This is a genomic window from Lacticaseibacillus sp. 30 (assembly GCF_053819265.1).
This window is the reverse complement of record NZ_JBSOQX010000009.1, coordinates 23,398-35,191: the sequence shown is the minus strand read 5'-3', so window position 1 is coordinate 35,191 and position 11,794 is coordinate 23,398. Positions and strand designations below refer to the sequence as shown.

10 protein-coding genes are annotated in these 11,794 nt (G+C 43.9%); all 10 read left to right on the top strand.

Annotated features, from left to right (window positions below):
- Positions 1-464 precede the first annotated feature (464 nt).
- The 10 genes from ACWPAB_RS07555 to ACWPAB_RS07510 all read left to right on the top strand — a co-directional run bounded on the left by ACWPAB_RS07555 (position 465) and on the right by ACWPAB_RS07510 (position 11,703).
- On the top strand, positions 465-1,955 hold the full coding sequence (locus ACWPAB_RS07555; protein WP_003586533.1) for a sugar porter family MFS transporter: 1,491 nt from the start codon (positions 465-467) through the stop codon (positions 1,953-1,955).
- Positions 1,956-2,031: 76 nt separating this feature from the next.
- Complete coding sequence (locus ACWPAB_RS07550; RefSeq protein ID WP_003577405.1) at positions 2,032-3,510, top strand: CoA-acylating methylmalonate-semialdehyde dehydrogenase; 1,479 nt, start codon at positions 2,032-2,034, stop codon at positions 3,508-3,510.
- 44 nt (positions 3,511-3,554) lie between these two features.
- The gene (gene iolB, locus ACWPAB_RS07545) at positions 3,555-4,370 is read left to right on the top strand and encodes a 5-deoxy-glucuronate isomerase (RefSeq protein ID WP_003573132.1); all 816 of its coding nucleotides are present in this window, start codon (positions 3,555-3,557) and stop codon (positions 4,368-4,370) included.
- A gap of 36 nt (positions 4,371-4,406) precedes the next feature.
- Positions 4,407-5,387, top strand: a complete 981-nt coding sequence (gene iolC, locus ACWPAB_RS07540) for a 5-dehydro-2-deoxygluconokinase (protein ID WP_003568831.1) — start codon at positions 4,407-4,409, stop codon at positions 5,385-5,387.
- Positions 5,384-7,339: a 3D-(3,5/4)-trihydroxycyclohexane-1,2-dione acylhydrolase (decyclizing) gene (gene iolD, locus ACWPAB_RS07535; RefSeq protein WP_003562985.1), complete on the top strand. Its 1,956-nt coding sequence runs from the start codon at positions 5,384-5,386 to the stop codon at positions 7,337-7,339. Before iolC ends, iolD begins: the two co-directional genes overlap by 4 nt.
- 13 nt (positions 7,340-7,352) lie before the next feature.
- The gene (locus ACWPAB_RS07530) at positions 7,353-8,393 is read left to right on the top strand and encodes a Gfo/Idh/MocA family protein (protein ID WP_003562987.1); all 1,041 of its coding nucleotides are present in this window, start codon (positions 7,353-7,355) and stop codon (positions 8,391-8,393) included.
- 37 nt (positions 8,394-8,430) lie between these two features.
- Entirely contained in the window at positions 8,431-9,483 is a 1,053-nt protein-coding gene (gene iolG, locus ACWPAB_RS07525; RefSeq protein WP_003568835.1) for an inositol 2-dehydrogenase, read from the top strand.
- Position 9,484: 1 nt separating this feature from the next.
- Positions 9,485-10,381 carry a myo-inosose-2 dehydratase gene (gene iolE, locus ACWPAB_RS07520; RefSeq protein ID WP_003573139.1) on the top strand — a complete coding sequence of 299 codons (897 nt, stop codon included), beginning with the start codon at positions 9,485-9,487 and terminating at the stop codon, positions 10,379-10,381.
- Between the two features lie 22 nt (positions 10,382-10,403).
- Entirely contained in the window at positions 10,404-11,276 is an 873-nt protein-coding gene (locus tag ACWPAB_RS07515) for a class II fructose-bisphosphate aldolase (RefSeq protein WP_016363297.1), read from the top strand.
- A gap of 37 nt (positions 11,277-11,313) precedes the next feature.
- A complete protein-coding gene (locus tag ACWPAB_RS07510) occupies positions 11,314-11,703 on the top strand; it encodes a tautomerase family protein (protein ID WP_003562995.1) in 390 nt (129 codons plus the stop codon).
- Positions 11,704-11,794 lie beyond the last annotated feature (91 nt).

Below are 11,794 nucleotides of genomic sequence, written 5' to 3'. Positions count from 1 at the left end.
AAAAGAAGAACACCTATTTATTGATTAAGTGACTTTATCAATAAATTGAGAGTTTGGCTAATACAATCAAGCCTGAATGAATTCAACCGCGTGATTTTCGTCGTTGTCTCAGACATGATCAATAGCATCGATTAGAATCATGCGAAACCAAGTTCCTAAAAAATCTAGAAATCGTGATTCTTCGTAGGCAAGGGGATGGCCACAAATGAACGTTTAAACATACTGCATTTTGAGTGGTAGCATGCTGAATAACTGTTTGAACTGACTTAATCATACCATCGTGCGAATTCACATTTCATCTTTTAAGACGTATATAGATAAATGGTGAACATGTTGTGGACAAGTGTTGAGTACATTTTAGTTGACTTTGATCTGATTAAACTCTATGATGGCAATGTGATCATAAAGTAAGCGCTTAATTCGTTGCTCTTATAAAGCTTTAGTCAGTTTGGAGGGTTTAAGAAATGCGCAAAGAATTAGAAGCCGTTGCGAACAAAGCCGATGTTGCACTCGCTGCACAAAAAGAAGCGGCTATGCTTTCGGAAAAACTGCCTAAGTCAGCTCGTAAACGACTACGCATTATTTCAGTGATTGCCACTTTTGGCGGCATGCTGTTCGGGTATGATACGGGTGTGATTAATGGCGCACTACCATTTATGACGCGAGCAAGTGAACTTAACATGTCGCCTGGAATGGAAGGATTTGTTGCCAGCTCATTAACACTTGGTGCTGCATTCGGTGCAGTGCTGACTGGGAGAATCTCGGATCGAAAAGGGCGCCATAAAGTCATCACTGGCTTAGCCATGTTGTTTGTCGTTTCAACCATTGCATCTGCGTTATCACCAAATGCCCCTATATTAGCTGGTGTTCGCTTTATTCTAGGGCTGGCAGTTGGCGGAGCTTCGGTGATCGTGCCAACATTCTTGGCTGAGGTGGCGCCATCGAACCTGCGCGGAAGAATTGTGACGCAAAATGAGTTCATGATTGTGTCAGGACAACTTTTCGCCTTTGTCTTTAATGCTATTTTGGGCACAACTTTGGGACACATTCCCGGCATTTGGCGATGGATGCTCGTATTGGCGACCATACCGGCCATCATTTTATGGATAGGCATGAGCTTTGTGCCTGAGTCACCTCGATGGTTAGCAGCAAATGGTAAATTGGATCAAGCGTTAAAAGTATTGCGTGAAATCAGAACAGAAGCACAGGCTAAAGATGAAATGGAAAAAATCAAAATTTCATTGAAATCAGCGCAGGAAGTTGGAAATGCTTCGATTAAGGATTTAAAGATTTCCTGGATTCGGCGCTTGGTCTTAATCGGCATTGGGTTAGGCATCATGCAACAAATTGTCGGGATTAATGTCATGATGTATTACGGCACGACGATTTTGCAAACAACTGGTTTCGGACAAAATGCGGCATTAATTGCGAATATTTTAAATGGTGTTACGTCTGTCGTTGCAACCATTGTGACTATGCATTTGATGAGCAAGTTTAAACGGCGACAGATGCTTTTAACTGGTATCAGTGGAACGTTGTTTTCGCTGGTCGGCATTACGTTAACTAGCCATTTTCTAAATGGCAGTCCCTTGTTACCTTATGCGACAATTCTGTTGACCATCATTTATTTAGCCTTTTTCCAAGGAGCTTTAGGGCCGCTAACTTGGTTATTATTGTCAGAGATTTACCCAGCCCGTCTTCGTGGATTGGGCATGGGCTTTGCGACCTTCTTCTTGTGGATCAGTAACTTCTTTGTCGGTTATTTCTTCCCAGTTATGTTGGCAGGACTGGGCATGTCGAATACCTTCCTAGTTTTCGTTGGCGCCAATATTCTCTCATTGATCTTTGCTTGGAAATTTGCTCCGGAAACCGCAGGCAGATCTTTGGAAGAAATTGAACTGGATAATAAATACGATGACAAGTTTCCTGAAGAAAGTCAGATTAACAAGAACTAGCTAAGCATCATTTTCGGAATATTTGAAAGCGCTTTAATGAGTGCCGTTACTTCTGCATTGAAGGGAGAAACTCGAAATGGATACAACTAAGCAAAATGTTAAGACGCTAAAGAATTTTATCAATGGTAAATGGGTGGATGCAAAAACAGAAACTTTTGAGAATGTTTATAACCCGGCCACTGGAGATGTTTTGGCGCGAGTGCCACATTCGACTAGTGAAGACGTAGCAGATGCTGTTACGGCAGCAAAAGAGGCTTTTAAGATTTGGCAAAAGGTTTCAATTCCAAAGCGTGCGAAGATTCTTTTCAAATACCAACAATTATTGGTTGAGCACCAAGAAGAACTTGGGCGAATCGTCACTGAAGAGAACGGAAAAAGCCTTGACGAAGCAGTTGCTGAAGTTGGACGAGGTATTGAAAACGTTGAGTTTGCTGCTGGTGTGCCGACTTTGATGATGGGAGATTCATTGTCATCAGTGGCCACTGATGTAGAAGCCACGAATTATCGTTATCCAATTGGGGTTGTTGGCGGCATTACGCCATTTAACTTTCCCATGATGGTGCCTTGCTGGATGTTTCCAATGGCTGTAGCAACTGGTAATACGTTTATTCTGAAACCATCTGAAAAAACACCGCTAACGAGTCAGCGGTTGGTTGAACTTTTTCAAGAAGCGGGCTTACCGGATGGCGTGCTCAACATCGTTAATGGTGCGGTTGATGTTGTTAATGGCATTTTAGATCATCCAGACATCAAGGCCATTAGTTTCGTTGGTTCTGAACGTGTCGGCGAGTACGTTTATAAACGAGGCAGTGACCATTTGAAGCGGGTTCAGGCTTTAACGGGAGCCAAGAATCATACGATTGTTCTGGCCGATGCCGATTTGGATGCAGCGGTTAAAGGCATTATTAGCTCCTCATTCGGCTCAGCTGGTGAACGATGCATGGCGACATCTGTCTTGGTCCTTCAAGATGAGATTGCTGACAAGTTTATGGCGAAGTTTACGCAAGCGGCAAAGGATATCAAGATTGGCAACGGCCTTGATAAAGGTGTCTTCTTGGGACCGGTTATTCGCAAAGAAAATCAAGAGCGAACATTGAACTACATCCAAACAGGGGTCAAAGAAGGCGCCAAGCTTGTGTTGGATGGTTCAGCAGAAGCCAAGAAACATGATGGGTATTTTGTCGGACCGACTATTTTTGAAGATGTCAAAACAGATATGACCATTTGGCATGATGAAATGTTTGCGCCGGTTCTCTCGGTTATACGGGCAAAGGACTTGCCACAAGCGGTTGCGATCGCCAACACGTCTGAATTGGCTAATGGGGCGTGCTTGTTTACAGATTCTGCGGCTTCCATCCGTTACTTTAGGGAAAATATTGATGCAGGCATGTTGGGTATCAATTTAGGTGTTCCTGCACCGATTGCAGTGTTCCCGTTCTCTGGCTGGAAACATTCTTTCTTTGGCACCTTACATGCTAATGGTAAAGACAGTGTGGACTTTTATACGCATAAGAAAGTTGTGACCGCTCGATATGATCAGCGGCGTTTCAAGTAGACGATGAACAGGATAAGGGTAAGACACTTACAAGGGGGATTATCATGAGCCTGTTATATCACAAGCAAAATCAGGAACTGTCTTCAGGTGTTCGGCTGATTCAGGATGTGAATGCAAGCAACTCACCGATGAAATATACAGCCGTCAAGGTTCTGGAATTTTCTGCAGATAGTTCGTATGAAGAAACCTTGGAAGCATTCGAAGCTGGCATTGTTGTGCTGGAAGGCAAAGTAACTATCACTGCTGACGATCAAACTTTTGAAGATGTTGGTCAACGAACTTCGATTTTTGACAAAATCCCCACAGACAGTGTGTATGTCAGCACGGGTTTAGCATTTGGTATTAGGGCCAAGCAGGCTGCCAAAATCTTGATTGCCTATGCACCAACGAATCAAACGTTTCCGGTTCGGCTAATTCGAGGGAATATTCATCAGGTTGAACATCGCGGGAAGTACAACAATAAACGGCTTGTGCAGAATATTTTGCCGGACAATCTTCCTTTTGCCGACAAGCTTTTATTAGTGGAAGTTTATACGGACTCGGCGAACTGGTCGAGTTACCCGCCTCACAGGCATGATCATGATGATTTGCCAGCAGAGTCACTGTTAGAGGAAATTTATTATCATGAAATGCGACCTAAACAAGGATTCGTTTTTCAGCGTGTGTACACGGATGATTTGAGTTTAGATGAAACGATGGCTGTGCAAAATCAAGATGTTGTTGTGGTGCCAAAGGGATATCACCCAGTGGGTGTACCTGACGGCTATGACAGTTATTATCTCAACGTCATGGCAGGCCCGACGCGTGTCTGGCATTTTCACAATGCGCCGGAACATGCGTGGATTATTGATCGGCAATAAGTAACCGAGATTATTTTTAAAGGAGGTAAACTTCAGATGCCACAAAAATTTGATTTGATTGCCATTGGACGTGCAGCTGTTGATCTGAATGCCGTTGAATATAATCGCCCTTTGGAAGATACGAAAACTTTTGCAAAATTTGTGGGTGGGTCACCTGCCAATATTGCGATAGGATCTGCCAAACTTGGACAAAAAGTTGGCTTTATTGGGAAAGTCTCTGACGATCAATTAGGCCATTATGTCACGCAATACATGGCTAGTGTGGGCATTGATACGTCCAACATGGTTAAAGATGACACAGGACACAAAATTGGACTAACCTTTACCGAAATTATCAGTCCTGAAGAAAGCGATATTTTAATGTATCGCAATGAAGCAGCTGACCTATATCTTAATGCGCATGAAGTTTCGAGGGCATATTTGGCTCAGACTAAAATGCTAGTCATTTCTGGAACTGGATTGGCACAAAGTCCTTCACGAGAAGCTATTCTTAAGGCATTGTTAATCGCTAAAGAGCTTGGAGTCGAAGTCATCTTCGAATTGGATTATCGGCCTTATACTTGGCAGAATGCCGAAGAAACATCTTTGTACTATCAACTTGTGGCTCAAAAAGCAGATGTCATCATAGGAACGCGTGATGAGTTTGACGTTTTGGAAAATCACCAAGGCCGGACAGATCAAGAAACCATTGCCACATTATTCCAATATGACGCGAACTTAATCGTCATTAAAAGTGGCATACAAGGATCCAATGCTTATACCAAGGCTGGCGAAACTTACCACTTCGGTGTCTTCAAGACAAAGGTATTAAAGAGCTTTGGGGCAGGCGATTCTTTTGCGGCGGGATTTCTGTACGCCTATCAGCATCAGTTAGGCCTTGAAACAGCGCTTAAATATGGCAGTGCAGCAGCCTCTATTGTCATTAGCCAGTTAAGTTCTTCAGAAGCAATGCCTAACTTAGACCAGCTAACAGCGTTCATCGAAAAGGCCGAAGCTCAGGAGGTGCATCAGTCATGACTGCGACGGAATTAAATGCACAAGTAGCTGCAGATGCTAAAAAAGAAACGATTCGACTGACTACAGCACAAGCCTTGGTTCGTTTTTTGAATCAACAATACATTGATGTCGATGGTCAAGTGACATCATTTGTTGAAGGCCTGTTTGCCATCTTTGGTCATGGTAATGTCTTGGGCTTGGGCGAGGCGTTGCAGGAAGATCCTGGTCATTTGAAGGTTTACCAAGGACACAATGAGCAAGGAATGGCTAGCACGGCAATCGCTTATAGTCGGCAATTATATCGCCACAAGATATTTGCAGTCACGGCTTCAGCAGGCCCCGGATCAGCTAACTTTGTGACGGCCGCCGGTAACGCATATGTCAATAGCATCCCAATTCTGTTTTTACCCGCAGACACATTTGCTACGCGCCAGCCAGATCCAGTTTTGCAACAAATTGAGGTTGACTACAGTGCAGATACGACAACGAATGATGTGTTGAAGCCAGTATCCAAATATTGGGATCGGATTGAACGTCCTGAGCAATTGATGAGTGCGCTGCTCAAAGCTTTTGAAGTTTTGACAAATCCAGCAACGGCCGGCCCCGTGACCATCGCCTTGCCTCAAGATGTCGAGGGCCAAGCCTATGATTATCCACTCAGCTTTTTTAAGAAGCGTGTTCATGTTGTTAAACGGGTTCAGCCTAGCTCAGCCGAGTTGGCTGGAGCAGTCGAACTGATTCAAGCAAGTCAAACGCCAGTCTTGATTGTAGGCGGCGGGGCAAAGTTTAGTGATGCTGGAGCTGCCATTGAAACATTTTCTGAGCGATTTAACATTCCGATTGTAGAAACACCCACCGGCAAATCAGCGATTTCTTCAGATTTTCCTAATAATATGGGAGGTACTGGTATCTTAGGCACTGCCGCTGCCAATGCAGTCATTACCAAAGCGGATTTGATTATTGGGGCTGGTACCCGGTATACGGATTTCACGACAGCTTCTAAGACAGCAATTCACCCGGGGAAAACGCAACTTATCAATATTAATTTGAATCGCATGCAATCGTATAAATTTGACGCTTTTCCAATTGTGGCAGATGTTCGGGATACGCTCAGTCAGCTGACAGAAAGTTTATCCGATTACCGAAGCCAGTTTACCGACCTAGCAACCATTAAAGAGGCGTGGCAAAAAGAGCGTCAACGTTTGGCACACACAAATTACGATGCTCCGGCATATGTACCTGAAGTCAAAAATCAATTTGATGCTAAAACGATGGCCGCTTATGCAGAGAAGTTGCAAACACACCTAACACAAACTGAGGCAGTTATTGCCGTTAACAATACGATTGATCCGACAAGTATCATCGTTGCAGCTGCAGGTTCCTTGCCGGGCGATGTGCAGCGGATTTGGGATCCAGTCGTACCAAATACGTATCACATGGAATACGGCTATTCCATGATGGGATACGAGGTGCCAGCTGCTTTGGGTATTAAGCTGGCCCAACCTGATCAAGAAAGTTACGCATTAGTCGGAGATGGCAGCTTTATGATGCTTCATTCCGAACTAGTGACAGCACTGCAATACCATAAGAAAATCAATATTCTAGTCTTTGATAATTCAGGCTTTGCTTCCATTAATAATTTGCAGATGGCGCAAGGGAGCAACAGTTATCTCACTGAATTTCGCACTGCGGACAACGATATTATGAAGACCGATTTTGCCAAAATTGCTGAAGGCTACGGGGCAAAAGCTTATCGCGCTAACGACCGTAAAAGCTTAATTGCGGCCATTGAGGACGCTAAAAAGCAAACAGTATCAACTTTGATCGATATCAAAGTCTTACCAAAGACAATGACTCAGGGTTATGGCCAAAGTTGGTGGCGCGTGGGAGTTTCAGAAATTTCCAATAATCCAAAAGTGCAAAAAGCGTATCAGGATATTCAAACGGGTATTGATAAAGCATTTAAATATTAAAGGAGTGACAAATATGGTTGTCAAAGTTGGTGTGATTGGAACAGGTGCTATGGGGCGAGCGCATATTGATCGACTGACAAATGTTCTCACTGGTGCAGAAGTTGTCGCTGTCACGGATATTGATCACGAGGCTGCAGAGGCCGCTGTGAGAGATTTTCATCTTAACGCTAAAGTGTACCCAGACGACACTAGTCTGCTACAAGATCCAGATATTGATGCAGTTTTCGTTGTTAGTTTTGGCGGGGCACATGAGGCGACTGTCCTGAAAGCGTTGGATACTGACAAATTTATTTTTACCGAAAAGCCGTTGGCAACCACATTAGAAGGTGCCAAACGGATTGTTGATAAAGAACTGACAAAGTCTAAAAAAGTGATTCAGGTTGGCTTCATGCGTCGGTATGATCAGGGCATTCGTGCACTTAAGGAAAAATTGGACACTGGGATCATCGGTGCGCCATTAGTTGTCCGAGCGAGTCATATTAATCCAAATGTAGCCAGCAATTATTCAAATGAAATGGCGATTACGGATACCTTGATTCACGAAATTGATGAAATGCATTGGCTGCTAGATGATGAATACACTTCTATTCAGATCACTTATCCAAGACAATCAGCAGAGGTTAGGAATGAAGGCTTGCACGATCCGCAGTTGGCAACTTTGACAACCAAAAAAGGGACAGTTATTCAGGTGTTGGTTCATGTAACGGCTCAGTATGGTTATGAAGTTAAGCTGGAAGTGATCGGCGAAACAGGCGAACTGCAGTTACCGAATTATGGCCTTGGACCGATTCTGCGCTCAAATGCTAATCAGCAAACGGCTGTTGAAATGAGTTGGATCAACCGATTTATTCAGGCATATAACACTGAAGTTCAAGAATTTATTGATCAGGTTGCTAAAAGCGAGCCACCGGTCGGACCGAGCGCATGGGACGGCTATATTGCCGCTATTACGGCCGCTGCTGCGAATCGGTCACAGAAAGATCAGGAAACTGTTCTCATCAATGTGGCCGGAACACCAACTTTTTACCAAAACAAAAACGCGATTCATGCTTAGTCTTGCTTAGACAAAATAGAAAGAGGTAATTGAAACGATGACTCAAAAAACGATTAAAATCGGCATTGTTGGTTTGGGACGGCTGGGTAAAATTCATGCGACAAACATTGCGACGAAGATTCAGCACGCCAAGCTGCAAGCGGCGACAAGTGTTGTACCCGCTGAACTGGACTGGGCAAAAAAGGAACTCGGCGTCGAAGAGGTCTTTGAAGATTTTGACGACATGGTGCAACATGCGGACATCGATGCTGTCTTCATTGTTTCGCCGTCAGGATTTCATCTTCAGCAAATTGAAAGCGCTTTAAATGCTGGGAAGCATGTTTTCAGTGAAAAGCCAATTGGCCTAGATATTGAGGCAATTGAGCATACGCAACAGGTCATTGCGCAACATGCAAACTTGAAGTTTCAGTTAGGCTTTATGCGGCGGTTTGATGACTCCTATCGTTATGCGAAGCAGTTGGTAGATCAAGGTAAGATTGGTGATATTACCTTGATTCGCAGCTATAGCATTGATCCGGCGGCGGGGATGGCAAGTTTCGTTAAATTTGCAACATCTGCTAATAGTGGCGGGTTGTTCTTGGATATGTCGATTCACGACATTGATGTCATTCGTTGGTTTACCGGCAAAGAGATTGACAAAGTTTGGGCGATTGGTCTTAACCGTGCCTATCCTGTTCTGGATAAAGCCGGCGAGTTGGAAACAGGTGCAGCCTTAATGCAACTAGAGGACAAAACGATGGCCATTTTAGTGGCTGGGCGTAATGCCGCGCATGGCTACCACGTTGAAACTGAGATTATTGGGACTAAAGGGATGTTACGCATTGCTCAGGTGCCGGAGAAGAATCTTGTGACAGTCATGAATGAGGAAGGTATTATACGCCCGACTTCGCAAAACTTCCCGGAACGCTTTGCACAAGCCTTTTTAAGTGAAGAACAAGCTTTTGTGAATAGCATTTTGAATAACCAGGATGTCGGCATTACAGCAGAAGATGGCCTGCAAGGGACAAAGGCGGCATTAGCTTTGCAAGAAGCGTTTGAAAAGAATGACATTGTTCAAGTAGCGTCTGTAGACAAAAAGGTAGGTGCTTAAAGTGACGATTGAATTGGGTATTGCCCCAATCGGCTGGACAAATGATGATATGCCTGAATTAGGCAAAGAGGTTACATTTGAACAAGCCATTGATGAAATGACGTTGGCCGGTTATAAAGGGACAGAAGTCGGCAATAAATATCCTAAAGATCCGAAGACTTTGAAACACTTTTTGGATCTTAGACATTTGAAAATTGCTAGTGCATGGTTCAGTGCTTTTTTAACCACTAAACCATACGAAGAAACAGAGGCCGCGTTTATTAAACACCGAGATTTTCTCCATGCCATGGGCGCTAAAGTGATTGTTGTCGCCGAACAAGGGCATAGTGTTCAAGGTTTATTAGACAAATCGGTTTTTGACGACAAACCTCACTTTACCGACGATGAATGGGAACGTTTAGCAACAGGATTGGAACGATTGGGTGATCGGGCCCGTGAAGTCGGGATGCAAATCGTTTATCACCATCACATGGGGACGGGGGTTCAAACAACTGCGGAAATCGACCGATTAATGACAATGACCGACCCGGACAAAGTATCGCTGCTATTCGATACAGGGCATTTGGTGCTTTCTGGTGAGGATCCATTGACCATCTTTAACCGGTACCAAGATCGGATTAAGCATATTCACTTCAAAGACGTTCGCCAACAGCAGGCAGACGAAGAGCATAAAGATCATTTGAGTTTTTTAGCAGGAGTTAAAAATGGGATGTTCACTGTGCCAGGGGATGGCATGATTGACTTCAAACCGATTTGGGAAGCTATTCAAGAAAGTGGTTATGATGGATGGATTATTGTTGAAGCTGAACAAGATCCAGCCAAAGCCAATCCTTTTGAATATGCATTAAAGGCGAAGAAATACCTGGATGCAACGATGAATATTCCTCAGTCAGCATAAGTGTAGAAAGGACATGGGGAAAATGGCATTAGTTTCTGCGACGTCATTAGTGGCATCGGCATTGGCAGATCGTTACGCAATTGGTCATTTCAATATTAATGGTGCTGATTGGTTAGAGACGTATCTGAAAGTTGCACAAACGACTAAGACACCGATCATTGTCGCCACTTCCGATCGTATCATTGACTTTCTAGGCGGCTTTGACTATATGGCTCGCTACGTACGGTTTATGATGCAAGCGCTCAGTGTGACAGTACCAGTTGCTTTGCATTTGGACCATGGGTTATCAGTTGACCATGTTTATCAAGCGATTGATGCTGGTTACACGTCGGTGATGTTTGATGGTTCAAAGTTGCCCATTGGCGAAAATGTGGCCTTAACTAAAGAAGTCGTAGCATATGCCCATGCACATCATGTTTCTGTCGAGGCCGAAGTTGGTAGCGTAGGTGGTAATGAGAATGGACTCGTCAATGGGATTCGATATGCAAGCGTTGCTGACGCTGTTGAGATGGCTTCAACAGGTATTGACGCATTAGCCGCGGCACTTGGATCCGTTCACGGTGATTACGTCGGTCGGCCAAATCTGAATTTTGAACGCATGGCCGAGATTGCAGCGGCTACTAAATTACCTTTAGTGCTTCATGGTGCGTCTGGCATTTTAGATGATCAGATCCAACAGGCGATTCAGTTAGGCACTGCAAAAATCAATATCAATACAGAAGTTAATACAGTTTGGACGAGTGCTGTGACCAAAGCCCTGCAAGCCAAACGTTCCAATCATGACCCGCAACCAATTTTAACTGCTGGTAAGCAAGCAATCGCGTATTTGGTAGAAGCGAAGATGAAGGCATTTCATGTGTTAGGGAAAAGTACTCGCCTATCTTCTATGAGTTGATGTGAACAACAAATTTATCCAAGAGGGAGAGATTAAGATGCCACTCATTCGTTTTGATATGATCAAAGGCCGATCACCTGAAGAGATTAAGGACATTTTACAAATTGCTCACGAGGTCATGGTAGCAGCTTTTGACGTGCCACCACGAGATCGTTATCAGATCGTTCATCAACATGAGCCTTATGAAATGGTCGTCGAGGACACAGGATTAGATATTCCAAGAACAGATAGGGTCATTGTCATATCGATTGTGAGTCGAGTCCGAACCATTCGACAGCTAAAGAAATTTTATCAAGATTTAGCAGATAAATTGGAAACTGCCGGATTAGTGGACAAGAATGACCTCATGATTAACGTTTCATTCAATGATGATCAAGGCTGGAGCTTCGGACAAGGGAAGGCACAGTTCCTTGAAGGTAGTCTGTAACGACAATTGAATTAGAAGCAAACGCAATATCGTTGACCACTTACGCAATAAATCTGAATTGGTTACGATCAGTGTTCAACGGATTTCTAAG

What these genes read in the sequence shown, in the direction of transcription:
- ACWPAB_RS07510 (WP_003562995.1), top strand. Translation starts at nt 11,314, where the DNA reads ATGCCACTCATTCGTTTTGATATGATCAAAGGCCGATCACCTGAAGAG.
- iolG (WP_003568835.1), top strand. Translation starts at nt 8,431, where the DNA reads ATGACTCAAAAAACGATTAAAATCGGCATTGTTGGTTTGGGACGGCTG.
- ACWPAB_RS07530 (WP_003562987.1), top strand. Translation starts at nt 7,353, where the DNA reads ATGGTTGTCAAAGTTGGTGTGATTGGAACAGGTGCTATGGGGCGAGCG.
- iolC (WP_003568831.1), top strand. Translation starts at nt 4,407, where the DNA reads ATGCCACAAAAATTTGATTTGATTGCCATTGGACGTGCAGCTGTTGAT.
- ACWPAB_RS07555 (WP_003586533.1), top strand. Translation starts at nt 465, where the DNA reads ATGCGCAAAGAATTAGAAGCCGTTGCGAACAAAGCCGATGTTGCACTC.
- ACWPAB_RS07515 (WP_016363297.1), top strand. Translation starts at nt 10,404, where the DNA reads ATGGCATTAGTTTCTGCGACGTCATTAGTGGCATCGGCATTGGCAGAT.
- iolB (WP_003573132.1), top strand. Translation starts at nt 3,555, where the DNA reads ATGAGCCTGTTATATCACAAGCAAAATCAGGAACTGTCTTCAGGTGTT.
- ACWPAB_RS07550 (WP_003577405.1), top strand. Translation starts at nt 2,032, where the DNA reads ATGGATACAACTAAGCAAAATGTTAAGACGCTAAAGAATTTTATCAAT.
- iolD (WP_003562985.1), top strand. Translation starts at nt 5,384, where the DNA reads ATGACTGCGACGGAATTAAATGCACAAGTAGCTGCAGATGCTAAAAAA.